Source organism: Winogradskyella marincola, from assembly GCF_029624125.1.
Lineage (GTDB): Bacteria > Bacteroidota > Bacteroidia > Flavobacteriales > Flavobacteriaceae > Winogradskyella > Winogradskyella marincola.
On sequence record NZ_JARSBN010000008.1, the window covers coordinates 81,477 to 108,283 of the forward strand.

38 protein-coding genes are annotated in these 26,807 nt (G+C 33.8%); 29 read left to right on the forward strand and 9 right to left on the reverse strand.

Annotated features, from left to right (window positions below; genetic code table 11):
* The first annotated feature begins 33 nt into the window (after nt 1-33).
* The gene (locus tag P7122_RS13610; protein ID WP_278006355.1) at nt 34-1,452 is read left to right on the forward strand and encodes a hypothetical protein; all 1,419 of its coding nucleotides are present in this window, start codon (nt 34-36) and stop codon (nt 1,450-1,452) included.
* A gap of 42 nt (nt 1,453-1,494) precedes the next feature.
* On the opposite strand, the gene P7122_RS13615 is transcribed toward P7122_RS13610, so the two are convergent.
* From P7122_RS13615 to P7122_RS13630, 4 genes are all read right to left on the reverse strand, one after another.
* Complete coding sequence (locus P7122_RS13615; protein ID WP_278006356.1) at nt 1,495-1,818, reverse strand: hypothetical protein; 324 nt, start codon at nt 1,816-1,818, stop codon at nt 1,495-1,497.
* 46 nt (nt 1,819-1,864) lie between these two features.
* Complete coding sequence (locus P7122_RS13620) at nt 1,865-3,694, reverse strand: PLP-dependent aminotransferase family protein (RefSeq protein WP_278006357.1); 1,830 nt, start codon at nt 3,692-3,694, stop codon at nt 1,865-1,867.
* A gap of 126 nt (nt 3,695-3,820) precedes the next feature.
* Nucleotides 3,821-4,300 (reverse strand): hypothetical protein, encoded by a 480-nt coding sequence (locus P7122_RS13625; RefSeq protein ID WP_278006358.1) that lies wholly within the window; start codon nt 4,298-4,300, stop codon nt 3,821-3,823.
* 92 nt (nt 4,301-4,392) lie between these two features.
* A complete protein-coding gene (locus P7122_RS13630) occupies nt 4,393-4,764 on the reverse strand; it encodes a hypothetical protein (protein WP_278006359.1) in 372 nt (123 codons plus the stop codon).
* A 213-nt stretch (nt 4,765-4,977) separates the two neighbouring features.
* On the opposite strand from P7122_RS13630, the gene P7122_RS13635 reads away from it, so the two are divergent.
* Nucleotides 4,978-5,631: a hypothetical protein gene (locus P7122_RS13635; RefSeq protein WP_278006360.1), complete on the forward strand. Its 654-nt coding sequence runs from the start codon at nt 4,978-4,980 to the stop codon at nt 5,629-5,631.
* Between the two features lie 8 nt (nt 5,632-5,639).
* Here the strand turns inward: P7122_RS13635 and P7122_RS13640 are convergent, their stop codons facing one another.
* Together P7122_RS13640 and P7122_RS13645 are read right to left on the reverse strand one after the other, a co-directional pair.
* Nucleotides 5,640-6,230, reverse strand: coding sequence for an FMN-binding negative transcriptional regulator (locus P7122_RS13640; protein WP_278006361.1), 591 nt, complete (start codon nt 6,228-6,230; stop codon nt 5,640-5,642).
* Between the two features lie 81 nt (nt 6,231-6,311).
* Nucleotides 6,312-6,755, reverse strand: a complete 444-nt coding sequence (locus tag P7122_RS13645; RefSeq protein ID WP_278006362.1) for a DUF1569 domain-containing protein — start codon at nt 6,753-6,755, stop codon at nt 6,312-6,314.
* A 61-nt stretch (nt 6,756-6,816) separates the two neighbouring features.
* Here P7122_RS13645 and radC point away from each other — a divergent pair, with 61 nt between their 5' ends.
* Genes radC through P7122_RS13665 form a run of 4 tightly spaced genes read left to right on the forward strand, consistent with a single transcriptional unit; the run spans nt 6,817 to nt 10,329 of the window.
* Nucleotides 6,817-7,515 carry a RadC family protein gene (radC, locus tag P7122_RS13650; RefSeq protein ID WP_278006363.1) on the forward strand — a complete coding sequence of 233 codons (699 nt, stop codon included), beginning with the start codon at nt 6,817-6,819 and terminating at the stop codon, nt 7,513-7,515.
* A 51-nt stretch (nt 7,516-7,566) separates the two neighbouring features.
* Nucleotides 7,567-8,868 carry a polysaccharide deacetylase family protein gene (locus P7122_RS13655; RefSeq protein WP_278006364.1) on the forward strand — a complete coding sequence of 434 codons (1,302 nt, stop codon included), beginning with the start codon at nt 7,567-7,569 and terminating at the stop codon, nt 8,866-8,868.
* Complete coding sequence (locus P7122_RS13660; protein ID WP_278006365.1) at nt 8,858-9,544, forward strand: YjjG family noncanonical pyrimidine nucleotidase; 687 nt, start codon at nt 8,858-8,860, stop codon at nt 9,542-9,544. The genes P7122_RS13655 and P7122_RS13660 overlap by 11 nt, the downstream gene beginning before the upstream one ends.
* Before the next feature lie 11 nt (nt 9,545-9,555).
* The gene (locus tag P7122_RS13665) at nt 9,556-10,329 is read left to right on the forward strand and encodes a hypothetical protein (protein ID WP_278006366.1); all 774 of its coding nucleotides are present in this window, start codon (nt 9,556-9,558) and stop codon (nt 10,327-10,329) included.
* A 2-nt stretch (nt 10,330-10,331) separates the two neighbouring features.
* On the opposite strand, the gene P7122_RS13670 is transcribed toward P7122_RS13665, so the two are convergent.
* Entirely contained in the window at nt 10,332-11,609 is a 1,278-nt protein-coding gene (locus P7122_RS13670; RefSeq protein ID WP_278006367.1) for a replication-associated recombination protein A, read from the reverse strand.
* 77 nt (nt 11,610-11,686) lie between these two features.
* On the opposite strand from P7122_RS13670, the gene P7122_RS13675 reads away from it, so the two are divergent.
* Nucleotides 11,687-12,454, forward strand: a complete 768-nt coding sequence (locus tag P7122_RS13675) for a rhomboid family intramembrane serine protease (protein ID WP_347402823.1) — start codon at nt 11,687-11,689, stop codon at nt 12,452-12,454.
* A 41-nt stretch (nt 12,455-12,495) separates the two neighbouring features.
* On the opposite strand, the gene rlmB is transcribed toward P7122_RS13675, so the two are convergent.
* On the reverse strand, nt 12,496-13,233 hold the full coding sequence (rlmB, locus tag P7122_RS13680) for a 23S rRNA (guanosine(2251)-2'-O)-methyltransferase RlmB (RefSeq protein WP_278006368.1): 738 nt from the start codon (nt 13,231-13,233) through the stop codon (nt 12,496-12,498).
* Between the two features lie 24 nt (nt 13,234-13,257).
* The gene (locus P7122_RS13685) at nt 13,258-14,943 is read right to left on the reverse strand and encodes a POTRA domain-containing protein (protein WP_278006369.1); all 1,686 of its coding nucleotides are present in this window, start codon (nt 14,941-14,943) and stop codon (nt 13,258-13,260) included.
* A gap of 180 nt (nt 14,944-15,123) precedes the next feature.
* Between P7122_RS13685 and rpsL the strand changes: the two genes are divergently transcribed.
* The 22 genes from rpsL (at nt 15,124) to rpsE (ending at nt 26,798) form a co-directional block, all read left to right on the forward strand.
* Nucleotides 15,124-15,498: a 30S ribosomal protein S12 gene (gene rpsL, locus P7122_RS13690; protein ID WP_008269190.1), complete on the forward strand. Its 375-nt coding sequence runs from the start codon at nt 15,124-15,126 to the stop codon at nt 15,496-15,498.
* Between the two features lie 24 nt (nt 15,499-15,522).
* Nucleotides 15,523-15,999 carry a 30S ribosomal protein S7 gene (gene rpsG / locus P7122_RS13695; protein WP_278006370.1) on the forward strand — a complete coding sequence of 159 codons (477 nt, stop codon included), beginning with the start codon at nt 15,523-15,525 and terminating at the stop codon, nt 15,997-15,999.
* A 5-nt stretch (nt 16,000-16,004) separates the two neighbouring features.
* The gene (fusA, locus tag P7122_RS13700) at nt 16,005-18,134 is read left to right on the forward strand and encodes an elongation factor G (RefSeq protein WP_278006371.1); all 2,130 of its coding nucleotides are present in this window, start codon (nt 16,005-16,007) and stop codon (nt 18,132-18,134) included.
* Nucleotides 18,135-18,146: 12 nt separating this feature from the next.
* Nucleotides 18,147-18,452: a 30S ribosomal protein S10 gene (rpsJ, locus tag P7122_RS13705; protein WP_007650482.1), complete on the forward strand. Its 306-nt coding sequence runs from the start codon at nt 18,147-18,149 to the stop codon at nt 18,450-18,452.
* A 142-nt stretch (nt 18,453-18,594) separates the two neighbouring features.
* A complete protein-coding gene (gene rplC, locus P7122_RS13710) occupies nt 18,595-19,212 on the forward strand; it encodes a 50S ribosomal protein L3 (RefSeq protein WP_278006372.1) in 618 nt (205 codons plus the stop codon).
* Complete coding sequence (gene rplD / locus P7122_RS13715) at nt 19,212-19,841, forward strand: 50S ribosomal protein L4 (RefSeq protein ID WP_278006373.1); 630 nt, start codon at nt 19,212-19,214, stop codon at nt 19,839-19,841. Before rplC ends, rplD begins: the two co-directional genes overlap by 1 nt.
* Before the next feature lie 7 nt (nt 19,842-19,848).
* Nucleotides 19,849-20,139, forward strand: a complete 291-nt coding sequence (rplW, locus tag P7122_RS13720) for a 50S ribosomal protein L23 (protein WP_138434828.1) — start codon at nt 19,849-19,851, stop codon at nt 20,137-20,139.
* Nucleotides 20,140-20,149: 10 nt separating this feature from the next.
* A complete protein-coding gene (gene rplB / locus P7122_RS13725) occupies nt 20,150-20,977 on the forward strand; it encodes a 50S ribosomal protein L2 (RefSeq protein ID WP_278006374.1) in 828 nt (275 codons plus the stop codon).
* Between the two features lie 10 nt (nt 20,978-20,987).
* The gene (gene rpsS / locus P7122_RS13730; protein WP_008269180.1) at nt 20,988-21,266 is read left to right on the forward strand and encodes a 30S ribosomal protein S19; all 279 of its coding nucleotides are present in this window, start codon (nt 20,988-20,990) and stop codon (nt 21,264-21,266) included.
* A gap of 5 nt (nt 21,267-21,271) precedes the next feature.
* Complete coding sequence (gene rplV / locus P7122_RS13735; protein WP_278006375.1) at nt 21,272-21,679, forward strand: 50S ribosomal protein L22; 408 nt, start codon at nt 21,272-21,274, stop codon at nt 21,677-21,679.
* A 9-nt stretch (nt 21,680-21,688) separates the two neighbouring features.
* Nucleotides 21,689-22,402 (forward strand): 30S ribosomal protein S3, encoded by a 714-nt coding sequence (rpsC, locus tag P7122_RS13740; RefSeq protein WP_278006376.1) that lies wholly within the window; start codon nt 21,689-21,691, stop codon nt 22,400-22,402.
* Between the two features lie 20 nt (nt 22,403-22,422).
* The gene (gene rplP / locus P7122_RS13745; RefSeq protein ID WP_278006377.1) at nt 22,423-22,842 is read left to right on the forward strand and encodes a 50S ribosomal protein L16; all 420 of its coding nucleotides are present in this window, start codon (nt 22,423-22,425) and stop codon (nt 22,840-22,842) included.
* Nucleotides 22,843-22,854: 12 nt separating this feature from the next.
* Entirely contained in the window at nt 22,855-23,046 is a 192-nt protein-coding gene (gene rpmC / locus P7122_RS13750) for a 50S ribosomal protein L29 (RefSeq protein WP_278006378.1), read from the forward strand.
* Nucleotides 23,047-23,063: 17 nt separating this feature from the next.
* Nucleotides 23,064-23,321, forward strand: coding sequence for a 30S ribosomal protein S17 (gene rpsQ / locus P7122_RS13755; protein WP_076620340.1), 258 nt, complete (start codon nt 23,064-23,066; stop codon nt 23,319-23,321).
* A 2-nt stretch (nt 23,322-23,323) separates the two neighbouring features.
* Entirely contained in the window at nt 23,324-23,692 is a 369-nt protein-coding gene (gene rplN, locus P7122_RS13760; RefSeq protein ID WP_278006379.1) for a 50S ribosomal protein L14, read from the forward strand.
* A gap of 12 nt (nt 23,693-23,704) precedes the next feature.
* Entirely contained in the window at nt 23,705-24,016 is a 312-nt protein-coding gene (gene rplX, locus P7122_RS13765; RefSeq protein WP_278006380.1) for a 50S ribosomal protein L24, read from the forward strand.
* A 2-nt stretch (nt 24,017-24,018) separates the two neighbouring features.
* Nucleotides 24,019-24,570, forward strand: a complete 552-nt coding sequence (rplE, locus tag P7122_RS13770; protein ID WP_278006381.1) for a 50S ribosomal protein L5 — start codon at nt 24,019-24,021, stop codon at nt 24,568-24,570.
* Nucleotides 24,571-24,572: 2 nt separating this feature from the next.
* Complete coding sequence (gene rpsN / locus P7122_RS13775) at nt 24,573-24,842, forward strand: 30S ribosomal protein S14 (protein WP_243471091.1); 270 nt, start codon at nt 24,573-24,575, stop codon at nt 24,840-24,842.
* Nucleotides 24,843-24,946: 104 nt separating this feature from the next.
* A complete protein-coding gene (rpsH, locus tag P7122_RS13780; protein WP_243471092.1) occupies nt 24,947-25,345 on the forward strand; it encodes a 30S ribosomal protein S8 in 399 nt (132 codons plus the stop codon).
* Nucleotides 25,346-25,357: 12 nt separating this feature from the next.
* Nucleotides 25,358-25,900 (forward strand): 50S ribosomal protein L6, encoded by a 543-nt coding sequence (gene rplF, locus P7122_RS13785; RefSeq protein WP_278006382.1) that lies wholly within the window; start codon nt 25,358-25,360, stop codon nt 25,898-25,900.
* Between the two features lie 10 nt (nt 25,901-25,910).
* Nucleotides 25,911-26,267, forward strand: a complete 357-nt coding sequence (rplR, locus tag P7122_RS13790; RefSeq protein WP_278006383.1) for a 50S ribosomal protein L18 — start codon at nt 25,911-25,913, stop codon at nt 26,265-26,267.
* Nucleotides 26,268-26,273: 6 nt separating this feature from the next.
* Nucleotides 26,274-26,798 carry a 30S ribosomal protein S5 gene (rpsE, locus tag P7122_RS13795; protein WP_076620350.1) on the forward strand — a complete coding sequence of 175 codons (525 nt, stop codon included), beginning with the start codon at nt 26,274-26,276 and terminating at the stop codon, nt 26,796-26,798.
* Nucleotides 26,799-26,807: the final 9 nt, after the last annotated feature.

A 26,807-nucleotide genomic window follows, 5' to 3' on the forward strand; every position in this document is an offset into this window, starting at 1 on the left:
TTATTGAGACCTATTAATTAACAGCCGTCAACTATGAAACTCAACCATCTTTTTTACGACTCTGAAGTTAACTTCAATTTAATATCTAAAAAGAGAATAATTTTATCAATTCTTTTAGGTTTGACTTCAGCAGTGTTGATTTATAGTTTCTTTTATGTCTTAAGAGAGACAGAACGAATGATGTTTTTGGATTTTGAGGAAAGACCAATGCTTTTATCCGAAAGTGATCGACAACTTTTTAATTTGTTTTTTGCTTCAATTTCAGTCATTTTGGGTAATTCTTTAGCAATTAATTTGTTATTCTCTAGACCACAACGTGCCTTCTCTAGACGCAATAACAAGCGCATTAGAATATTAAATGATAATACTTTTTTGGGTTTTAATTTTATCCACTGGTTTACAAAAGTTTGGTTTTTGTTTGCAACATTTTATTCTTCTTATATGGGTTCTAAATTCATAACCAATTTTTTGTGGCCATCAATTTTTTTGATAATTGTGCTCTATTTAGACGCTTGGAAAACACTTAGTTTAATCATAAGAAATAATAGACTAAAAACTATATTCATTCATTTCTGTGCATTTGTTTTATTATCATTTTGTTTGAGCAGGCTTAACGTAATTGACTATAAATCTTTAGATAAAGCTGCTTATCGTGCTCGCCCAAATATCGATGTGCCGCGTAGTGGTTATAGTGATGAATCATACGAAAGGCGATATTATAATTATCTCGTTTTTAAAATAGACTTAGACTCACATGGTAATATTCAGCTGTATAACGAGCAATACGAGCCAATAGAGTTAACCGATGCATATGATTATGTAAATAATATGAAAAACGAATTAACAGAAGAGGTGAGTTATAGAGCTGCAGCAAGATTGAGGGCAAATAAATCTATTCCGATACGTTATGTAAAGGAGTTTGAATTTGAACTATTTAAATATGGACAATATAAAATTATTTATGAAGTTCAAAATGATGACGAATTAACCAATAGGTTTTATAACAATCAGATAAAGAATTATATTTCAACATCACTTCATGAGGCTTTTCCAAGAAAACTTAACGAGCCACCCAGAGTGCCTTTTTTTGATAAGTATAAAGAGCTTGAATTCTCAGATACTATTCGGGTAAATATTGGAAAGAAGATCATGATTAATGGAGATGTAGTTGTCTTGGAAGATTTAGTGGATAAATTCAAGCCATTTGTTAATTCATCTACCATTTTTGAGTATGTATACACAGACGAGGCATCATATCAAAATTTTATTGACGTGTTATCTGCTCATAAAAAAGCAATTAAGGAATTAAAGGTTAAAGATTCAAAATTTGATTATGATGAAATGATGTTACAAATTTATCGTAATCAATTTAGTAGAGATACAATTCTTAATAATGAAAGAAATCGATTAAGAGAAAAATATCCAATTCATATAATTGAAAAGTTTGAATAAACTTAAGGATATATAAAATCTTGTTATAATGATTATTGAACCTTACCTCCTATAAGACCCAAACTTAACTAAACTCCAAAAAACAAAAAGCCCAATTAGTCCAATTCTGGCATAACCATAAAAAACTGCCACTAAAAGCAGTAAGCTAATTATGAGAACAGCTGTTTTAAAAACACGGTTAGACTTTTTTTTGAGTTTAGATGAAGATTTGTTGTTTAATAGTTGATTAATGTAGATTTCATCAGACTTTTTTAAGTAAAACTCTATATCAGGTTCATCAAAGCCATTAGCTTTCATTTCTTGGATTATTTCGTTTTTAGATAACCCTTTTTCTCTTAATGAAACGCTATAGTTTAGTTTATTCAATTTTACTTAATCTGTGATGTTACATGCCTAGTTCAGCATTATAAATCTACAAACTTTCAACAAAATCCAAAAACACAGCCTTATGCTTTTCTAAATCTAAGTCTGGCGAAACGGCAACTCTGGCAATATAATCTTTGTCTCCTTCCTTGGTTGTACCTTGTGTTGAGGTCGCTGGAATGGTCCAATAACATCCTTTTAATTGGCCATAACTTACACAGTATTTACTTTCGGTAGGGATTTCAGTAATCATCAAATTAATTAATCTGAGATTTAAAGCACGTTTGTAAGTTTCGCGCTCTTCATCTGTATTCCCTTTTGTTGGTAAGTCTAACGAAAAAACAGATGGAGTAAAGCCTTCAGCTGCTAGTTCTTCTGAAACAAAGTTAATTTTTGCATCTGGTAATACCTCGTGAATATAATTAACAAAAGCTCTTGTGTTTTTATAAGCGTCCGCAATACGCGTTAACATTGATGGCATTTGAGTAGCCAAAATTTGGTATTGCAAAGCTGTAGCTTCGTTATCGCAAAGCTCTAAATGTCTGGCTATTGGTTGAATTAAATATTCTGCTTTTGCATTGGCTACAGTGTAACCAGCAGTACATTTTCCACCACTAGGAAACTTAGAGCCACTAACGTAAGCAATGGTTTTTACGTTGGCAAGTATGCCGTCATTGCCTAAAAACTGTACGTTAGGACAAAATGTTTGATCTAAAATAAACACAGGTGCAATGGCAGTTGTTCCATTTGGAGTTTGGCGCACTTTGCTTAAAGCCGCATTAAGCTGCTCTAAATCCGGCACTTCTACGCGTGGATTTGTTGGGATTTCAGCAATGATGTATGGTATAGCATCTTCTTTAGCAAGCTGTGTTAATACCTTTTCTACACTATTTACCATATCGTTGTCACCATCAACAGGTAAATCAACAATCTCTACATTATCTAGACAAGCAGCAACACGTCTGGCTTGGTCGTTTGTGCCTCCATAACAGTTTGGCGGTACTACAAATTTTATCGCTTTCCCTGGATGCTCTTTTTGAGCGTTGTCTATCAATCCCATCATAATGGCATACTGCATAGACAATCCGCTAGAAGCCACTAAAGCTTCGCCAGAAGTCGCATTAACGTCATTAATGATACATTTTACTTTGGCTTTGTGAGTAGCAGTATCTAACTGCTGAGGTGAAAAAGAAGTTTCGGTAGTATAAGCTTTTAAAGCCACCAAACAATTAGAAGGTGTCATAGCAATAGTTTCGCGACGTCTCACATGCTGAATGTCTGAAATAAAACTTGTTTTTGCTTTATCAGAAATTAATAATACACTGCCTAAATCTTCATAAAGGTTGATATAAAAATCAATAGCGTTATTTTGAAGATTAGCAGTAACAGTTTGATGCTTAGAAATTAGTATTGTTGAACCATCGAAGCTTTCAATAGCATCGAGATTTTCAATGCGTTCAACTTCAAAATTGTAGTTGTATACCGATTTTAAAACGTCTGTGTTAAAGCGTTCAGGTAAATCTTCAGTATACAAAATACGTGTGGCTCTTTGCTCTAAAAGATTGGTGCGTAATACGGCTAAAACCGGAATGCTTTCTGAAGAAAAACTAATTACATTTTCAGTATTAAGACCATTAAGTTTTGCAATGGTCCATTCTAAAACCGAAGATAGAGGATGCCCAAGCCTTATGTAATCGTAAGCTGTTGGTAATTGACTTAAAGATTCGGTACTAGAATCTTCAGATTTATAAAGAATTTCAAATTGCTCTATAAATTGAGTTTTTGCTAATTTTTCGTTGTAAATGTCTAAACGATGTGTGGTTAAATTCAACCAATCGCTAGGCATATTTTCTATAGTATTTTTTATGTAATTCAGCATTTGAAAATCTTTTATTTATTCCTTTTTCTTTCGGTTTACAAAGATACATTAGTTGTTGTTTCTTTAAAACCTTACAGACGATTTATAATAGACCTGACAATCTTAAAATTGCCAGGCCTTTAGTGTTTAATTTAATAGATCAGAAATGGTGTTATGCCACTTCTGAATAGATTGCATTTCTCCATCAAACTGAAAACTTACAGTACTGTCGTAAAATACCAAACTAGGTGTTTTTGCTGTATTTTGCTTTGGTATAAGATTTAAAAGTACCTTGTCAATAACTTCTTTTTTATTGGAAGTGAAGTGTTTTTCAATCTGAATTTTTGATGTGTCAATTTCTGATAAATCAATCATTTCTACATTTTGAGAATGCTTATCATTTAATGTGTTTAAGTAAAAAAGTTTAGCATTGTCTTTATCTATACCTAAAGCATATTTTGGCTTTACCTCAAATTCTGAGATTTTATAGCCATTTTGATTGGCATAATCACTAATTGTTGTTTGAATTTTAGAGTCTTTATTTTTGTTTTTTAGGTTTGTGATAATGAATGGTGCAAGGCATAATGCAATACCTAAGGCACCGATGATTGTAATTACGGTGTTCATTTTAATTTTTTGTTTTTGTGTTTTTTTGAGTAAGGATTCGGGATCCTAAATATGTCTTGTAAACATGCTAAGATGTTTTATAAAAACACGAATTACCAAAAATTATGAAATGGGTAAAAAAGGCAATGTTTGCGGTAGTTAATCCTGATGGATTTGTGTCTAAAAGCATATTGCTTAAAGTAAGCTGTTTCAACACTTTCAGAACCCTCAGGATGCGACTTTAATTGCTCAGGAAATGTGTTTTTTGATGTGTTACAATTTTCTGATAAGTCATGGCTAAGGTTTTCAATGTCTTGAGTATGTACAAAGCTACTTCCATTTACACTTTTTAGGTAAGATGTATGCGTATCTTCATCGATGACACTGTATGTGTACGATGATGCATTTACAGCATTAAACACACCTAATCCGTAGATGAGTGTGTAAATAATTGCAGATACTATTTTAAAGTAGTTTGATTTCAATTTTAGTCTTAACTCTATGCAAAGGACGATTAAAAAGAGGTTTCAAAGAAAACTTTTTAGTTAAACTATTTATAAAGTGAAATTATTTTTTGACTTCTACAGATCTTATATAATAAATAGTTAAAGGATAGCGTTTTAGAGTTATATTAATTATTAAAAAGAGCCTATCAGTTAAAATTACGTTTCAAAAATCTAATCAATCTAAAAACAACTATGAAACGTGTCTTTTTTTGTGCCTGTATTTTAATAGGTTTGTTATCTTCTTGTACTTCAAACAATAATGACATACAACCTGAAGATTCTAATTTTTATGCATTAACCGTTGGAAATTTATGGGAGTATAGATGGTTTGCTGTTGGTAATGAAGGGAATGAAAATCCAATGGATTTACATGAAACAATTTCAATTATTGGAATGGAGGAAATCAATGGCTATTTATATTATAAATTTAGTCGAACTATAACTGGAAATTTTAATGGCAATTATGGTTTTGTGCCAGAAAACGGTGAACATTTTGAATATTATAGAGATTCCTTAGGATATTTAGTTAATAGTGAAGGGGAAATTAAATTTTCTTATAATCCTACAGTCTCTTATGTGACAGAAACTTTTGGAGGAGAAAATGATAATGATACGACAGGTATAGCGGAGTTACAGAGTGCTAATGTTGATTACACTACTGAGGCAGGTACTTTTGATTGCCTTGAGTTAATAGTGTCTTATGTAAGAGATAATGGCTTTATTTATCCTGCTAAAAATCGCGTTTATTATTCCGATGGAATAGGGTTGGTTAAAGATGATAATGTTTTCCTTTCAGCAGAAACTGCTGGTTACTACAGAAAATTACAAAGTTATTCTTTTCAGTAAGTAAAAAATCAAAATACATTGTCTAAAAACTCACGAATACTTTCTTGATTAGCTCTAATCAATTCCTCACGAGCTGCTACCATATCGCTTGTTTTTTTGTCTTGAGAGAGTTTAAATTTTCCTTCCCAGTGTGTAATGTCTATTTCAAACATTTTAATGTAACTGAGATTAGCATCTAGGCGAGGATTATCTGGATCTAGTGTGTATTTTGGGTTTGGATTTTCTAAAAACTCAGTCATTGTTATTAGTGACTGCTTTAAGGCGTCCTTATCTTCAATCGCAGTAACTTTTCCTTTAAGATGTATTCTGATATAATTGTAAGTAGGCAATTGTGTGGTAGAATATATACTAGGAGAAATATAGCATTGTGGTCCGGAAAAGAGTACTGTGATGTCGTTATTGTCTTTAAAATATTCGGTTTGCGGATTGTAAATATCAATGTGCCCAATTAGTTTTCCGTTTTCATAAATTAAAGGAAGGTGAGTTATTAAAGGTGTGTTATCTACAACCGAAATAATGGTAGCCAAAGGGTAAGCTTTTATAACTGCAATTATATGGCTTATGTCAGAATCTTGATGATGCTTTGGAGGATATTTCATGTTTTGTCATGCTGAACTTGTTTCAGCATCTTATTTTTGATTTTTATTAGATCCTGAAACGAGTTCAGGATGACAGTGCGATTACACTCCAAATTGTTTTAAATGATGGTCTAAATGTTTGTATTGCATTTGTCCCCATTGTTGTGCTGTAAAATACCCAAAAGCAGGATGCGGATTCCATTCCGATTTATCTTTATGTTTATAAGTTTCGTCTAGTAAAGCTTCAAGTTTAGCTTTTTCTGAATTAAAATTTTTGTCTTCTCTGGTTTTTAGAAACTTTGCTGTTGGCAATCCTTTTTTCCATGGTTTGTCGTTATATAGCGATTTTTTAAAAAATACCTTGGCAAGCCAGCTAGGTTTCATGCCATAATCTTCTTTTTCTAAAATAATATTTAATGGTCCTTGACAATGCCATACCATTTGGCCAACATTCATTTTTCCCCAATTCGCTTTAGCATTTTCATTAAGGTTTTCTAGTCGTCCTTTAATTTCTTTATAAGCGTTTTCTTCAAAAATAGATTTCATTTTGATTGATTTTAATTGAAAAATTTAGAGGCTTCAAGTTACAATTTTTTATCTTTAGAGCATGTCGGAAAATTCAAATTCATTCTCCATAAAAAACTGGTCTCAAGACGATCAGCCCAGAGAAAAATTAAGAGACAAAGGTAAGTCTGTGCTTTCTGATGCAGAGTTAGTTGCCATTCTCATCGGTTCTGGGAGCAGAGAAGAAAGTGCCGTAGACTTATGCAAGCGTATTTTAGCAAGTGTAGATCATAATCTTAATGCTTTGGGAAAACTGTCTATTGCTCAATTAACGGATTTTAAAGGTATTGGAGAAGCAAAGGCTATAACTATTGTTGCAGCTATGGAGTTGGGTAGAAGAAGACGATTAGAAGATGCTGTACGGTTAGATAAAATAACGTCTAGTCGTTCGGTTTTCGATTTAATGCAACCTATAATTGGCGAATTACCTCATGAAGAATTTTGGATTCTTTATTTGAATAATTCTAACAAAGTTATTCAGAAAAATCAGTTAAGTAAAGGTGGTATAACAGGAACTTTAGTAGATGTGCGTTTAGTGCTAAAATCTGCATTAGAAGTTGGAGCAACAGCTTTAATACTGTGTCATAACCATCCTTCGGGTACTTTATTTCCCAGTCAGGCAGATAAAGATGTAACACTAAAGTTGAAGACTGCTGCACAAAGTTTGGATATAAAAGTTCTGGATCATTTAATTATAACTGAGAAAACGTATTTTAGTTTTGCAGATGAAGATATTCTTTGATCACAATTAAGGATTCTTAAAAACTGCTGTTAAATACTGCAAACTTAAAACATGCTATTAGTTTACACACATAAAATAACACCAAGGCTTACATATACCTTTAAGCATATATGTAAGCGTATTTTAGATCTAGATGTTAAGTTTACTTCTAAGGTTGAAGACTTTATTGCGCATGATAGCCTTAAAATGTCTTACACAAAGCAACCTCTAAGCAACGAGTTGTTTATTCGTAGTCACAATTTACTATTTGAACATGGTATATCAGATTTGGATATCAGTGTACAACCTTGGGAAAATACAAAAGGGTTTTTTTCAACAGGAGAACGTAGTGATTTGCCTTTCGATATTTTTGCTGCGTCATTTTATTTATTGAGTAGGTACGAAGAATATTTACCACATGTAAAAGATGATTTTGGTAGGTTTACAGCCAAGGAAAGTTTAGCATATAAACATCGCTTTTTAAGTCAGCCAGTAGTAGATGTTTGGGCATACAAACTTTGCGATGTATTGCGAGATCGTTTTCCGGAGTTTGATTTTCCAAACAGATCGTATAAAATACAGCCTGTAATAGATGTGCCAACGACTTTTTACTTTAGAAAAAAGGGATTATTGCGCACCATTGGAGGTACTTTTGGAGATGTTGGTAGGTTAAAGTTTAAGCAATTATACCATAGATATTCTGTTCTTATGGGTTTTAAACGCGACCCTTATGATACATTTAAGTGGATTATAAATAAGCAAAAGCACTGTGATTTTAAGTTTATGATATTGTTTTTAATAGGCGATTATTCTACCTATGATAAAAACATCAGTGTTAATAAAAAAGAGTTTGTTTCACTTATAAAATCGGTTGCAGATTATAGTAATGTGGGCTTAAAAGCGTCTTATTTTGCATTAGATGATATTTCAATTTTAAAGAAAGAAAAGCTAAAAATGGAAGCCATTACAAACAGAGATTTGCAAGCGGTAAGACATTCTTTTTCCAAGCTTAATCTTCCACAGTCCTATAGGAATTTAATAGAATTAGAGATTCATCAAGATTATACAATGGGCTACATAGACACGTTGGGTTTTAGAGCAGGTACATGTACACCATTTCAGTTTTATGATCTCGATTACGAGGTGCAAACACCATTGCAAATTAATCCTTACCACTGCTTAGATTTTGCATTGTTAAAGTACCAATCAGAGTTAGATAAAAAAGAACATTTGCAAAAGCTAATCAAAGAAATTAAAGAAGTTAATGGTACATTTACACCAGTATTTCATAATTATACGTTTAGTAATCTAGACCGTTGGAATGGATTTAGATCACTTTTTACTTTAATATTAGAATCTGCTGATGAAGGATAAAATAAAGCATGTTTTTTTTGATTTAGATCATACCCTTTGGGATTTTGATAAGAACTCTGCATTAACATTCAAAAAGATTTTTGAACTCAATAGTTTAGATATTAATCTTTCAACATTTTTAGAGGCTTATGAGCCAATAAATTTTAAATATTGGAAACTCTATAGAGAAGAACAAGTTACCAAAGAGGCTTTGAGATATGGCAGATTAAAAGATGCTTTTGATGCTATAAAAGTAGAGGTAGAAGATGATGTAATAAATCATTTGTCTGATGCCTATATTGATTATCTCACTACTTTCAATCATTTATTTGATGGTACTATAGACATTCTAGATTATTTAAGAGATAAATACCAATTGCATATTATAACCAATGGTTTTGAAGAAGCTCAAGAACGTAAAATGCACAATGCCAACATTAGAGAATATTTTGAAACCATTACCAATTCTGAAATGGTTGGTGTAAAAAAGCCCAATCCTAAAATTTTTAATTTTGCATTAGATAGCGCAAAAGCCAGTCCAGAGCAAAGTGTTATGATAGGAGATAGCCTTGAGGCAGATATTGAAGGAGCACACAATATTGGTATGGAAACTATTTATTTTGATTATAAAAATTTAAATAATTCTAATGGTTACAATAGAATAACAAGTTTAAAATCATTAGAAAATTACTTATAAAATAAAGTAACATGAATAAGAAAATAGCACTTTTAATATTTTTTCTAAGCATTGGATTTGCATCAATAGCACAGAAAAATATCAACAATTATAAATACGTTATTATACCTTTAAAGTATGATTTTTTAAATGAAAACAATCAGTATAGGGTTAACACCTTAACTAGATATTTATTTAAGCAAAAAGGTTTTGAAGCTTTTTTTGATGAAGAAGAATTTCCTGAGGAATTAAATAAAGATAGATGTAAAGCACTATTTGCTGATGTAGAAAAAGCTAAAGGAGGGCTTTTTTCTACAAAAGTAGATATTGTACTTAAAGATTGTTTTGGTAAAGAAGTGTATAGAACAGAAACAGGATCTAGTAGAGAAAAGGATTTTAAAAATGCATATAACGAAGCTATAAAGAATGCTTTTTCTTCAATAGAGAATATGGATTATGAATATCAGCCATTAGAAACAACAATGGTAGAAGATGAGAATGATGTTGTTATTGAAAGTGCTGTAGATATAGATGAAGTAGAAGCTAAAGAAGAAGTGGTAACATCTGTAGAGGTTGTTGAGGTGCAAACGGATAACACAACCCTTTATGCTCAAGAAAAATCTTATGGTTACCAAGTGGTAGATGCAACACCAAAAGTGGTTATGCAGCTTTTAAAAAGTTCGGTAACAGATGTTTTTATTGTAAAAGATAAAAATGCTATTGTATACAAGGAAGATGGCTTTTGGTACTATTCCGAAAATAACGGAGAACTAAAAGAGCCAAAAACTTTAGATATTAAGTTCTAAAATCAATACCCATATTTCTCTTTCCAACGTGCTTTTAAAAATTGACGTTGGGCGTTTTCACGAGTGTTATTTCCTGGATTGTAGAGTTGGGTGTTTTTTATTTCGTCTGGTAAAAATTCATGCTCAGCGAAGTTGTTTTCGTAATTGTGAGCATACTTGTATTCATCACCATAACCAAGTTCTTTCATCAGTTTTGTAGGAGCATTTCTTATGGATAATGGTACTGATAAATCACCTGTTTCTTTAACGAGGTGTAGTGCTTTATTAATAGCGTCGTATGCGGCATTGCTCTTAGGGGAACTTGCTAGATACGTAGCGCATTGACTCAAAATAATTCGAGATTCTGGATTACCAATTACAGAAACAGCCTGAAAAGTATTATTGGCAATAACCAAAGCTGTTGGGTTGGCATTACCAATATCTTCACTTGCTAAAATTAACAAGCGTCTGGCAATAAATTTTACATCTTCACCACCTTCAATCATTCGTGCTAAATAATAAACGGCGGCATTTGGGTCGCTACCACGAATAGATTTTATAAATGCTGAAATAATATCGTAATGTTGTTCTCCGGTTTTGTCGTAACGAGCTGCTTTGCTTTGCACTTGTTTGGTAACAAGCTCGTTGGTAATTACAACCGGTTCTTTTTCAAAAGAGGTAACTAATAATTCAAAGATATTAAGCAGTTTTCTAGCATCTCCACTAGAAAATCTTAGTAAAGCTTCTGTTTCTTTTAGTTCTATGTTTAATTTAGATAAAACGTCATCTTCAGACATGGCACGTTTTAGTAGAGCTTCTAAATCGTCTTTGCTAAAAGCATTTAAAGTATAAACCTGACAACGTGAAAGTAATGCAGAAATAACTTCAAAACTTGGGTTTTCAGTAGTAGCACCAATTAAGGTTACCCAACCTTTTTCTACAGCTTCTAATAACGAATCTTGTTGCGATTTGCTAAATCTGTGAATCTCATCAATAAATAAAATAGGGTTTTTAGCCGTGAATAATCCTCCACTTTTTTTAGCTCTATCAATAACATCTCTAATATCCTTAACACCAGAATTTATAGCGCTCAGTTTAAAAAAAGGTCGCTCAGATTCATTAGCAATAATGTTTGCTAAAGTGGTTTTTCCAATTCCTGGTGGTCCCCAAAGTATCAACGAAGGTATAACACCACTCTTTATTTGGTTGTAGAGCATACCGTTTTTGCCTACCAAATGTTGTTGGCTTAGGTAGTCGTTTAGAGTCTTTGGTCTTAAGCGTTCTGCTAATGGAATATTCATAAATCAAAATTACAAAATGAGAACTTAACGATGGTGATTATGACAATATTTCATACAATGCTTTTTTGGTTTTAAATTTGAAGAAGGTATTAGAAAATAATAAAATGTCTAAGCAGCAATTCAAATTTTCAAATGGTGTCATCATCTATCCGGTTTTGATGTTACTTGCTGTGTGGTTGGTGTTTTGGTATCAGACAACCGTTGATTATGGTATAAAGTCGTATGGCATAAGACCACAAAAAGTTGAAGGCTTATTGGGTGTTTTTACAAGTCCGTTTTTGCATGGAGATTTAAATCATTTGTATAACAATTCATTTCCGTTATTAATTTTATCGCTCGCTTTGTTTTATTTCTACAACAAAATAGCATGGAAGGTGTTAGGTTTTGGAGTTTTGCTTTCAGGATTTTTAACTTGGCTAATTGGGACTTCGGGAAATCATATAGGCGCAAGTGGACTTATCTACGTACTGTTTAGTTTTATCTTTTTTAAAGGCATTTTTGCTAAATATTACAGGTTGATTGCTTTATCTTTAGTTGTGATTTTTATGTATGGAAGTATGATTTGGTACGTATTTCCTATAAAACAAGGCATGTCTTGGGAAGGGCATTTGGGAGGCCTAGTTACAGGATTGGTATTCGCGCTTTTGTTTAAAAATAATGTAGCAAAACCAGAACGTTATGTTTGGCAGCAACCAGATTATAACGAAGAAGAAGATCCTTTTATGAAGCATTTTGATGAAAATGGAAAATTTATAGAATCCTTACCAGAAGAAGCTATTGATCAAGAGACAGAAACTGAACAGTCGACTCAGATTAATTATGTTTTTAAGGAGAAAGAAGATTAGTTTTTTAGTAGAAAAAAATGAATTTCACTAATTACTAATCACTAACTACGTTGCCTCACAGCTTCATACAAAAACGCACCACAAGCCACAGAAACGTTAAGCGATTCAATCTCACCCAAAATTGGAAGTTTAGCTTGTTCGTCTACCACTTTTAAAACCGAAGGATTAATACCTTTTCCTTCAGATCCCATAATAATAGCACAAGGTTCTTTGAAGGAAACATCGTAAATAAAATCATTGGCTTTTTCGGTTGCAGCAATAACTTTTATTCCAGAAGACTGCATGTGAAAAACCGCATCTTTAATGTGGTCTACTTTACAAATCGGAATTTTAAAAATAGCACCAGCACTGGTTTTTATAGTATCTCCATTAATAGGAGCACCACCTTTTTTCTGAATGATAATTCCTGAAACACCTGTACATTCTGCAGTTCTTACTATAGCACCAAAATTTCTAACATCACTAAGTTGATCTAGAAGTAGAAATAGAGGTGTTTTTCCAGATTCTATAACATTTATAACTAAGTCGTCTATATCATGAAACTCAATAGGAGAGATGTTGGCAACAGCTCCTTGGTGATTTCCGCCTTTGCTCAGTCGGTTTAGTTTTTCAACAGGAACATAAGATGAATTAATACCTTCAGAGCGAAGCAAAGCTTCAAATTCCTGAAAGAGTTCGCCTTTCAAACCTTTTTGTACAAATACTTTGTCTATAGTTTCGTTAGACTTTATAGCTTCAATAATAGCTCTAATCCCGAATATGGTGGTTTCATTTTTCATCGGTGTAAAGGTAGATAATAGATTTTAAAAAGTAGTAGTTAAACTCACATGAACTTTAGAGTCTGATAATTTAAATTGTCTGTTTTCAGATTTTCCGCTAGAATAGTTTAATCTAAAAAGACCAGCGTTTGTAAGAAGTCCTAAACCAAATCCAAAACCGAATAGTTTTTCCTTGGTGTCTGTAATTTGATTTTCAAAATAAGCAGCATCTAAAACGGAATGGATATAGATGCCATTACTTAATCGATACCTATATTCGGTATTAACTACACCATAAAGATTTGCAACAAGACTATTCTCTTCAAAACCTCTAATAGAATTAATACCTCCAAACCTAAAAAGTTCGTTGTCCAGATAATCATCAGAATTCAAGATAGCTCCATTAAACCTTGTGTAGATGCTGTTTTTAGAATTTAGATTGAATATTTTATAGGAGTCTATATTAAATATGGTCTGGTTTTGATTGCCTAAATCATTTTCTCTATCTCCAAAACCTGCTGAAAAATCTAACCAAAAGTTTATTGGAAACAGAGGATCGTAAAATTGAGGTTTAGTAAAATTGTAACCTAACGTATAATAATTAGTGGTGTAATCATTTAATACAGAGGTGTCAGAATCTAATAAATTGGTTGACTTGGTTGAAGATATTCCAGCCGAAACTTTATGTTGAGAATTAACCAGGTAATTGATCTTTGCATACTGCTTTGCATTAGAAAAAGTAGTGTCCTTTCTAAAAATGTTGAGACCAGCTTGTAAGCCAACAGTTGAACCAAATAAATAAGGGAGTTCTGTGTCAACCCTAAAAGTCTGTTGGTCTATCTCATCGCTCTTGTAGAAAAGATTTATAGTCTCGCCATAATTAAGGTTGTTAATTAAGCGCAAGTCTAGGTAGCCGTCAAATTCAATTTTGTTAGTGTTTTCATTTGTACCAAAGCCAAGGAATCCATCAAAGTTGTTGGTTTTAGCTTTTTCTACATATAGGTACAAGGTGGTCGAGTCTTTGGTGAATAAAACTTCGGGTTCTCTAAGTTTTTTTGCAAAGCGTAAGTCTTCTAATAATTCTACCTTCTTTTTTATTTCAGTTAAATTAAAGGTTTTTCCTTTTTTTAGTTTTAAAAACCTTTTGATGTAAGATTTAGGAAACTTCTCATAGCCTTTAACTATAATGTTATCTATTTGCCTTTTTTGATTGGTAATAATTTTAAGTTCTGCAGAAATTAAATCAGGTCGATCTTTAGTAATGTTAATAAGTTGTAGTGTAGAAAACGGATCTCCTTGTTCTGCAATTTTAGAGTTAAGCGTATTCAATGATTTTTCTAATGCTGTAATGGCTATTTCAAAAGAATTCTCACCAGAGGTGTGGGCAATAAAATTTAGTAGATTATTATTGAAGTCATCTCCATATTTAATTTTAATACGTTCAATCTTTTTACCTAAAAAGAAATGTGCATTAAAAAGTGTGTCGTTTTTTCTAATAATACTGTCTATAGAGGTGTCAATGTAGCCTAATCTTGTAAGTTTGTTTCTTAATAGGTTTAGTTCGTTCTCAATACCTATATAATTATCAAAAGTTTTTGAATAGCCAATAGAATCTATGGTTTTAGTTTCTAGTTCGTTTTCACCAGCAATATTTAAGCTTAACGATTGACTATAAATCTGATGAGATAAAGCCAGAAAAAAAATAAAAATATAACGATAAGTGTTAGGCATTAAATGAAAATGAAATAACTGAATAAGATAACGTAAAAATAGGCCTTATATATACGTGAATAAAATGAATTATGGTAATTCTTTAAAAAATAAATTCTCAACTATTTGAATTATAAATATATATTTCTACCTTTGCAGCCCTCAAAAGTGAGGGTTAAACAAATATTTATATAGTAATATATGCCAACAATTTCACAATTAGTACGAAAAGGAAGAGCCAAAATAACTAAGAAGAGTAAATCGGCTGCTTTAGATTCGTGTCCTCAAAGACGTGGTGTATGTACTCGTGTTTATACAACGACACCTAAAAAACCTAACTCAGCAATGCGTAAGGTAGCAAGGGTTCGTTTAACAAACGGAAACGAGGTTAACGCATACATTGGTGGTGAGGGTCACAACTTACAAGAGCACTCGATAGTATTAGTTAGAGGTGGAAGGGTAAAAGATTTACCAGGTGTTAGATATCACATCGTTCGTGGTGCATTAGATACAGCAGGTGTTGCTGGTCGTACCCAACGTAGATCTAAGTATGGTGCAAAACGCCCTAAAAAGTAATTTAAAAAACTTTAAGAAGAAGACATGAGAAAAAGAGCAGCAAAAAAGAGACCGCTTTTACCAGACCCAAGGTTTAACGACCAATTGGTAACACGTTTTGTTAACAACATGATGTGGGATGGTAAGAAGTCTGTGGCTTTTAAAGTATTCTACGATGCAATTGATATTGTTGAGGAGAAAAAGAACGACGAAGAAAAAACAGCTTTAGAATTATGGAAAGATGCTTTATCAAATGTGATGCCTCACGTAGAAGTACGTAGTCGTCGTGTTGGTGGTGCTACATTCCAGATTCCAATGCAAATTCGTCCAGATCGTAAAGTTTCTACAGCGATGAAGTGGTTAATTGGCTACGCGCGCAAAAGAAACGAAAAATCTATGGCACAACGTTTAGCAGCAGAAATTTTAGCTGCAGCTAAAGAAGAAGGTGCAGCCGTTAAGAAAAGAGTTGATACTCATAAGATGGCAGAAGCAAATAAAGCATTCTCACACTTTAGATTTTAATAATAATGGCACAAAGAGATTTAAAATTCACTAGAAATATAGGTATTGCAGCACATATTGATGCTGGAAAAACCACAACAACAGAGCGTATTCTTTACTATACTGGTGTTTCTCACAAAATTGGTGAGGTGCATGATGGTGCGGCTACAATGGACTGGATGGAACAAGAGCAAGAAAGAGGTATTACAATTACTTCTGCTGCTACAACTTGTACATGGAACTTTCCATTAGAGAATGGTCAGCCAACTCCAGATACAAAAGGATACCACTTTAATATAATCGATACTCCTGGTCACGTTGACTTTACGGTTGAGGTGAATCGTTCTTTACGTGTATTAGATGGTTTAGTATTCTTATTTAGTGCGGTTGATGGTGTTGAACCACAATCAGAAACTAACTGGAGACTTGCAGATAACTACAAAGTACCACGTATTGGTTTCGTAAATAAAATGGACCGTCAAGGATCTAACTTTATGGCAGTATGTCAGCAAGTTAAAGATATGTTGAAGTCTAATGCTGTGCCAATTGTAATGAATATTGGTGATGAAGCAGATTTTAAAGGTATCGTAGATTTAGTAAAGAACCGTGCAATTGTATGGCACGATGAAACTCAAGGGGCAACCTTTGATGTTATTGATATTCCAGAAGAGTTAAAAGCAGAAGCAGCTGAATTAAGAGCTAATCTTATAGAGGAAGTTGCTAGTTACGATGAGAATCTTTTAGAGAAATTCATGGAAGATGAAAACTCTATTACAGAAGAAGAAGTGCACGCTGCACTTAGAGCTGCTGTAATGGATATGGCTATCATTCCAATGATTTGTGGTTCTGCATTTAAAAATAAAGGTGTACAGTTTTTATTAGATGCTGTATGTCGTTATTTGCCTTCTCCAGTAGATAAGGATGCAATTGTAGGTACAGATCCAGATACTGATAATGAAATTTCTCGTAAGCCAGATGTAAAAGAACCTTTCTCTGCATTAGCATTTAAGATTGCTACAGATCCATTCGTAGGTCGTTTAGCATTCTTTAGAGCTTATTCAGGTCGTTTAGACGCAGGTTCTTATGTTTTAAATAACAGATCAGGTAAAAAAGAGCGTATCTCTCGTATCTATCAAATGCACTCAAATAAGCAAAATGCAATTGAGTATATAGAAGCTGGTGATATTGGTGCTGCTGTTGGTTTTAAAGATATTAAAACAGGTGATACACTTTCAGATGAGAAAGCACCAATCGTTTTAGAATCTATGGACTTCCCAGATCCAGTAATTGGTATCGCGGTTGAGCCTAAAACTAAGGCAGACGTTGATAAGTTAGGTATGGCTTTAGCTAAATTAGCTGAAGAGGATCCAACTTTTACTGTTAGAACAGATGAAGCTTCAGGTCAGACTATTATTTCTGGTATGGGTGAGCTTCACTTAGATATTATTGTAGACCGTCTTAAGCGTGAGTTTAAGGTAGAGGTTAACCAAGGTCAGCCTCAAGTGGAGTACAAAGAAGCTATTACGCAACGTGCAGAGCACAGAGAAGTTTATAAGAAACAATCTGGTGGACGTGGTAAATTTGCTGATATTGTATTTACAATTGAACCAGCAGAAGAAGGTAAGCAAGGTTTAGAGTTTGTTTCAGAAATTAAAGGTGGTAACGTTCCTAAGGAATTTGTACCTTCAGTAGAAAAAGGATTCAAAATGGCAATGGTTAATGGTCCATTAGCAGGTTACGAAGTAGATGCTATGAAGGTTACTCTTACAGATGGTTCTTACCACGATGTAGATTCTGATCAGTTATCGTTCGAGTTAGCTGCTAAATTAGGATTTAAAGCTGCTGCAAAAGCTGCAAAAGCTGTAATCATGGAGCCAATCATGAAGTTAGAAGTGTTAACACCAGAAGAAAGTATGGGTGATATTGTTGGTGACTTAAACCGTCGTCGTGGTCAGGTTAATGACATGAGCGATAGAGCAGGTTCTAAAGTTGTTAAGGCAAATGTACCATTATCTGAAATGTTCGGTTATGTAACATCATTAAGAACATTATCTTCAGGTAGAGCAACATCTACAATGGAATTCTCTCACTATGCAGAGACTCCATCAAATATATCAGAAGAAGTAATCAAAGCAGCTAAAGGCGTAGAAGCTTAAAACTAAAAGAAAATGAGTCAGAAAATTAGAATAAAATTAAAGTCTTACGATCATAATTTAGTTGACAAGTCTGCTGATAAGATTGTAAAAACTGTAAAAAGCACAGGTGCTGTAGTAACAGGTCCAATTCCTTTACCAACACACAAGAAAATTTTCACTGTGTTACGTTCACCACACGTTAATAAGAAGTCGAGAGAGCAGTTTCAATTAAGCTCTTACAAGAGATTATTAGATATCTACTCTTCATCTTCTAAAACAATTGACGCTTTAATGAAACTTGAATTACCAAGTGGAGTTGAAGTTGAAATTAAGGTGTAATTACACATTTCTGTAAAAACAGAAGTTATAAAATGTCCCACCGATGCGGTCGCGGGAAAAACGGAAAAAATACAATTCAAGGCTGAAACGTATTTTCAGCCTTGAGTTTTAAATAAAGAATAATAATTAATAAATAATAAATATGTCTGGGTTAATTGGAAAAAAAATCGGTATGACCAGCATCTTTGATGAAAATGGAAAAAACATTCCATGTACAGTAATCGAAGCAGGTCCATGTATCGTTACCCAAGTCAGAACTGAAGAAGTTGACGGTTATAACGCACTTCAATTAGGTTTCGATGACGCGACAGAAAAAAACGCTACAAAAGCAGCTCAAGGGCATGCTAAAAAAGCGGGTACTTCTGTTAAGCGCAAAGTCGTAGAATTTAAAGGTTTTGGTGAGGAGTACAAATTAGGTGATGCAATCACAGTAGAGCAATTTGCTGAAGGAGAGTTCGTGGATATTTCAGGAACTTCTAAAGGTAAAGGTTTTCAAGGTGTTGTAAAGCGTCACGGTTTTGGTGGTGTAGGTCAAGCAACGCATGGTCAGCACAACCGTTTAAGAGCTCCAGGTTCTATTGGTGCAGCTTCATATCCTGCGAGAGTATTCAAAGGAATGAGAATGGCCGGAAGAATGGGTGGCGAAACAGTTAAAGTTCAAAATTTAAGAGTTTATAAAGTAGTTCCAGAAAAGAACTTACTTGTTGTAAAAGGATGTGTTCCTGGTCACAAAAATTCTTATGTAATCATTGAGAAGTAATGAAGGTAGCAGTTTTAGATATAAACGGAAAAGATACGGGTAGAACAGCTGAGCTTTCTAAGGACGTATTCGCTATTGAGCCTAATAATCACGCTGTTTATTTAGATGTTAAGCAATACTTAGCAAATCAAAGACAGGGTACACACAAGGCAAAAGAGAGAGGTGAGATTACTGGTAGTACACGCAAGATTAAAAAACAAAAAGGAACAGGTACAGCACGTGCAGGTTCTATTAAGTCTGGTGTATTTAAAGGTGGTGGTCGTATGTTTGGTCCAAGACCAAGAAATTACGGTTTTAAATTAAACAAAAACGTAAAGCGATTAGCACGTAAATCAGCACTTAGTATCAAGGCAAACGATAAGGCAATTGTAGTATTAGAAGATTTTAATTTTGATGCTCCAAAGACAAAGAATTTTGTAAATGTCTTGAAAGCCTTAGAGATAGATAACAAAAAGTCTTTGTTTGTGTTGGGTGACTCAAATAATAATGTATATTTGTCGTCGCGCAATTTAAAAAGCTCTGAAGTTGTAACTAGCTCAGAATTAAGCACTTATAAAATAATGAATGCAAGTAAAGTTGTTCTTTTAGAAGGTGCATTAGAAGGAATTGAATCGAATTTAAGTAAATAGAACACAGATGAGTATCTTAATTAAACCTATCATCACAGAAAAAGCAACCACTCAAAGTGAGTTGTTAAATGCATATGCATTCGAAGTGAACACAAAGGCGAACAAGGTAGAAATTAAAAAAGCGGTTGAGGCTGCTTATGGTGTTTCTGTAGAAAAAGTTCGTACGATAAATGTCCGTCCAGATAGAAGAACTCGTTATACAAAAACGGGTATTCAGCATGGTAAAACAAATGCTATTAAAAAAGCAATTGTACAACTGGCGGAAGGTGAAACAATAGATTTATACGCTAACATGTAATTAGACAAAAATGTCAGTTAGAAAATTAAAACCGATCACATCAGCTCAGCGTTTTAGAGTGGTTAATGGATTTGACGCCATTACTACTGATAAGCCGGAGAAAAGTTTATTAGCTCCGAAAAAAAGATCTGGTGGTAGAAACAGTCAAGGAAAAATGACCATGCGCCACATGGGTGGAGGTCATAAGAAGAAGTATCGTATTATTGACTTTAAACGTAACAAAACTGGAATCCCAGCAGAAGTTAAAACAATAGAATACGATCCAAACAGAACAGCATTTATTGCTTTATTAAACTATCAAGATGGCGAAAAGAGATATGTTATCGCTCAAAATGGTTTACAAGTAGGGCAAACAGTTGTATCTGGTGAAAGTGGTGTGGCTCCAGAAATAGGAAACGCAATGCCATTAAGTGAAATACCTTTAGGTACTATTATCTCTTGTATAGAGTTACGTCCTGGGCAAGGTGCTGTTATGGCACGTAGTGCAGGTGCATTTGCTCAGTTAATGGCAAGAGATGGTAAGTTTGCAACTATAAAATTACCATCTGGTGAAACTAGAATGGTATTAGCAGCATGTATGGCTACAATTGGAGTTGTATCTAACTCAGATCATCAATTACTTGTATCTGGTAAAGCAGGTAGAAGCAGATGGTTAGGTAGACGTCCAAGAGTAAGACCAGTAGTAATGAACCCAGTAGATCACCCAATGGGTGGTGGTGAAGGTAAGTCTTCAGGTGGTCACCCAAGATCTAAGAATGGTATTCCTGCTAAAGGTTATAGAACGCGTTCTAAGACGAAAGCGAGTAATAAGTATATTGTAGAACGTAGAAAGAAATAAGTAAGATAGTATGGCACGTTCATTAAAAAAAGGACCTTATATTCACTATAAGTTAGAAAAGAAAGTTGCAGAAAATGTAGCTTCAAACAAGAAGACTGTTATCAAGACTTGGTCAAGAGCGTCTATGATTTCTCCAGATTTCGTAGGTCAGACTATAGCAGTACACAATGGTCGTCAATTTGTTCCAGTATATGTAACTGAGAATATGGTAGGTCATAAATTAGGAGAATTTTCACCAACAAGATCATTTAGAGGTCATGCAGGTGCTAAGAATAAAGGTAAAAAATAAGAATCATGGGAAGTCGTAAAAAACAAATGGCGGAAGCTATTAAGGCTGAGAAGAAGCAGGTTGCTTTTGCTAAGCTAAATAACTGTCCTACATCTCCAAGAAAAATGCGTTTAGTAGCAGATTTAGTAAGAGGTGAAAAGGCAGAGAAAGCTCTTCAGATTCTTAGATTTAGCCCTAAGGAAGCGTCTCGTCGTTTAGAAAAATTAGTTATGTCTGCAATTGCAAACTGGCAAGCTAAAAACGAAGATGCTGATGTTGAGGAAGCTAATCTATTTATCAAAGAGATTAGAGTAGACGGTGGAGCAATGCTTAAGCGTTTACGTCCAGCACCTCAAGGTAGAGCACACAGAATTAGAAAAAGATCTAACCACGTTACAGTTGTGGTAGATTCATTAAATAAAACACAAAGCTAAGGTAGAGATATGGGACAAAAGACAAATCCAATCGGAAATCGCTTAGGAATTATCAGAGGATGGGAATCTAACTGGTATGGCGGAAATGATTATGGAGACAAACTTGCAGAGGATGATAAAATCCGTAAGTATATCCATGCTCGTTTATCTAAAGCTAGTGTAAGTAGAGTAATTATTGAGCGTACGCTTAAACTTGTAACCGTTACTATCACTACTGCTAGACCTGGTATTATTATCGGTAAAGGTGGTCAAGAGGTAGACAAGCTAAAAGAAGAGCTTAAGAAAATTACTGGTAAAGAAGTTCAATTGAACATCTTTGAAATTAAAAGACCTGAACTAGATGCACATTTAGTAGCAGCAAGTATCGCTCGTCAGATAGAAAGTCGTATTTCTTACAGAAGAGCAATAAAAATGGCTATCGCTGCAGCTATGCGTATGAATGCTGAAGGAATCAAGGTTCAAATTAGTGGTCGTTTAAACGGTGCTGAAATGGCACGTTCAGAGCACTACAAAGAAGGACGTATTCCTTTATCTACATTTAGAGCTGATATTGATTATGCTCTAGTAGAATCACATACTACTTATGGTAGATTAGGTGTAAAAGTGTGGATTATGAAAGGCGAAGTTTATGGAAAAAGAGAACTTTCTCCATTAGTGGGTCTTTCTAAGCAAAAAGGAAAAGGTGGACGTGGAGGAAACAAAAACCAACGTCGTAGAAAGTAATTCTTTAAAGAAAAGACAAAATGTTACAGCCTAAAAGAACAAAATTTCGTAAGCAGCAAAAAGGTCGTATGAAAGGTAATGCCGGAAGAGGTCATTTGTTATCAAATGGTACTTTTGGTATAAAATCTTTAGACTCGTCATTTATAACTGCACGTCAAATAGAAGCAGCTCGTATTGCCGCTACTCGTTATATGAAAAGAGAAGGATCGTTATGGATTAAAATATTTCCAGACAAGCCTATTACAAAAAAGCCTCTTGAAGTACGTATGGGTAAAGGTAAAGGTGGTGTAGAATATTGGGCAGCTGTTGTAAAACCAGGACGCGTATTATTTGAAGTAAGTGGAGTGCCGTTAGAAACAGCTCAAGAAGCTTTACGTTTAGCAGCACAAAAACTTCCAGTAAAAACTAAGTTTATCATTGCTAGAGATTACGAAGCATAATAAAAAGAAATTATGAAGCAATCAGAAATTAAACAGCTTTCAACAGCTGAGTTACAAGAAAAACTTAGTGAGACTAAAAAGAGTTATTCAGACCTAAAAATGGCTCACGCAATATCTCCTTTAGATAACCCAATACAGTTACGTGCTGTAAGAAGAACTGTAGCTAGATTAGCAACAGAATTAACTAAAAGAGACGGACAATAATTGTATTCTGCTGAAAGATGGAAAAAAGAAATTTAAGAAAAGAACGTATAGGAGTAGTTACTAGTAACAAAATGGAGAAATCTATTGTTGTTTCAGAAGTAAAAAAAGTAAAACATCCTATGTATGGAAAGTTCGTGTTAAAAACAAAGAAATATGTTGCGCACGATGAGAAAAACGACTGCAACGAAGGAGATACTGTAAAGATCATGGAAACAAGACCTATGAGTAAATCTAAGTGTTGGAGATTAGTAGAAATAATTGAAAGAGCGAAGTAATTATGGTACAACAAGAATCAAGATTAAAAGTAGCAGATAACACAGGAGCTAAAGAAGTTTTAGTAATTCGTGTTTTAGGTGGTACAAAAAGAAGATACGCTTCTGTTGGAGATAAAGTAGTAGTATCTGTTAAAGATGCTACTCCTAACGGAAATGTTAAGAAAAAAGCAGTTTCTACTGCTGTTGTTGTACGTACAGCTAAAGAAGTAAGACGTCCAGACGGCTCTTACATTAGATTTGACGATAATGCATGTGTTTTATTAAACCCACAAGGTGAAATGAGAGGAACACGTGTATTTGGTCCAGTAGCAAGAGAACTTCGTGATAAACAATTCATGAAAATTGTATCATTAGCACCAGAAGTGCTTTAATTGATAAATAAGATGACAAAGCTTAAAATAAAATCAGGAGATACTGTAAAAGTAATAGCTGGAGATCACAAAGGATCAGAAGGTAAAGTGCTTAAGGTATTAATAGATAAGAACAAAGCCATTGTGGAAGGTGTAAATATGGTTAAGAAACACACTAAACCAAGTGCACAAAATCCACAAGGTGGTATTGTAGAGAAAGAAGCACCAATTCATATTTCAAACTTGTCTTTATTAACAAGCAAGGGAGAAACTACGAGAGTAGGTTATAGAATGGATGGCGACAATAAAGTAAGATTTTCTAAAAAATCTAATGAAGTAATTTAATTATGGCTTACGTTGCAAGATTAAAAAAAGAGTACCAGGACAAAGTAGTTCCTGCTCTTACAGAAGAATTTGGATATAAAAATGTAATGCAAGTACCTAAACTTGAAAAGATAGTATTATCTAGAGGTGTAGGTGCTGCTGTTGCAGATAAAAAGTTAATTGATCACGCTGTTGAAGAATTAACAAAAATATCTGGGCAAAAAGCTGTAGCTACAATATCTAAGAAGGACGTTGCTACATTTAAGTTACGTAAAGGGATGCCAATTGGTGCCAAAGTAACTTTACGTGGTGAGCAAATGTACGAGTTCTTAGATAGATTAGTAACAACTGCATTACCACGAGTTAGAGATTTTAACGGTATTAAAGCTACAGGTTTTGATGGTCGTGGAAATTATAACTTAGGTATTACAGAGCAAATCATTTTTCCTGAAATTGATATCGATAAAATCAATAAAATCTCAGGAATGGATATTACATTTGTGACTTCTGCTGAAACAGACAAAGAAGCAAAGTCTTTATTAACAGAACTAGGATTACCATTTAAAAAGAATTAAGTATGGCTAAAGAATCAATGAAAGCTCGTGAGGTGAAGCGTGCAAAGACTGTAGCTAAATATGCTGAGAAAAGAAAAGCTTTAAAAGAAGCTGGAGATTACGAAGCATTACAAAAGTTACCTAAAAATGCATCACCAATACGTAAGCACAATAGATGTAAACTTACCGGAAGACCAAAAGGTTATATGAGACAGTTTGGAATCTCTCGTGTAATGTTTAGAGAAATGGCTAACAAAGGGTTAATTCCTGGTGTAAAAAAAGCAAGTTGGTAACATTGAGGAAGCGATTTAGCTTCTGTACAATTATCAATATAACTATTGTATAATCGGAATCTAGGTTCGAGAATGTCGAAAACCATTTTCCAAAATTTAAAACTATGTACACAGATCCAATAGCGGATTATTTAACGCGAGTTAGAAATGCTGTGAAAGCTAACCACAGAGTGGTAGAAATTCCTGCATCTAACTTAAAAAAGGAGATAACTAAAATATTATTCGATCAAGGATATATTTTAAGTTACAAATTTGATGACACTACAGTACAAGGTACAATTAAGATTGCCTTAAAGTACAACAAAGAGACAAAAGAGTCTGTTATCAAAAAAATTCAAAGAATCAGTAAACCAGGTTTACGTAAATACGCTGGTGCTAACGAAATGCCAAGAATCTTAAATGGTTTAGGTATTGCAATTGTTTCTACATCTCACGGTGTAATGACAGGAAAACAAGCGCAAAGAGAAAACGTTGGTGGCGAAGTATTATGTTACGTATACTAAAAACAGGAAATTATGTCAAGAATAGGTAAAAGCCCAATCACAGTTCCTGAAGGTGTAACTGTAGAAATTAAAGATAATGTAATTACTGCAAAAGGAAAGTTAGGAGAATTGTCTCAAACTTTTTCTGATGTTGAAATTATTTTAGAAGACGGAACAATTACATTAAACCGTCCTTCAGAAAAGAAAGATCACAGAGCAAAGCACGGTCTATACAGAGCGTTAATTGCTAATATGATAGAAGGTGTATCTAACGGATTTACTAAGCAATTAGAGTTAGTAGGTGTTGGTTATAGAGCATCAAATCAAGGACAGAAATTAGATTTAGCAATTGGTTTTTCTCACAATATCGTTATGGACATAGCTCCAGAAGTAAAAGTTGAGACTATCTCAGAAAAAGGTAAAAACCCAATCGTTAAATTAACATCTCACGACAAACAATTAGTTGGTCAAGTAGCAGCTAAAATCCGTGGTTTCCGTAAGCCAGAGCCTTACAAAGGAAAAGGTATCAAGTTTGTTGGTGAAATAATTAGAAGAAAAGCAGGTAAATCAGCTTAATAAGTAAGTTATGGCATTGACAAAGAACGAAAGAAGATTAAGAATAAAAAACAGAATCCGTAAGGTAGTATCTGGGACAGAAGCTAGACCTAGATTAGCTGTTTTTAGAAGTAATAAAGAAATTTATGCTCAAGTCGTAGATGATGTAACTGGTAAAACTATAGCTGCTGCATCTTCAAGAGACAAAGATATAGCAACGTCTAAAGGAAATAAGACAGAAATTGCTGCTTTAGTAGGAAAAGCTGTTGCAGAAAAAGCTATTAAAGCTGGTGTAGAAACAATCTCTTTTGATAGAGGTGGTTATTTATATCACGGTAGAGTAAAATCATTAGCAGAAGGTGCTAGAGAAGCAGGACTTAAATTTTAAGACATTATGTATCAAAAATATAAAAACGCAGAATTAGTAAAACCAGGCGGATTAGATTTAAAAGACCGTTTAGTAGGTGTACAGCGTGTAACTAAAGTAACAAAGGGTGGTAGAGCATTTGGTTTTTCTGCTATTGTAGTTGTTGGTGACGAAGCTGGTGTTGTTGGTCATGGATTAGGTAAATCTAAAGACGTAGCAACAGCAATTTCAAAAGCTGTAGAAGACGCGAAAAAGAACTTAGTAAGAATTCCTATCGTAAAAGGTACTTTACCTCACGAACAAAAAGGTAAATACGGTGGTGCTAGAGTAAATATTATTCCAGCTGCACCTGGTACAGGAGTTATTGCTGGTGGTGCTGTAAGAACAGTACTTGAAGCAGTTGGTGTACATGATGTATTATCAAAATCTCAAGGATCTTCAAATCCTCATAACGTTGTAAAAGCTACTTTTGATGCTTTATTACAATTAAGAGATGCAAAAGCTGTAGCAAGAGAACGTGGAATTTCACTTGAAAAAGTATATAAAGGATAATCTAGGACA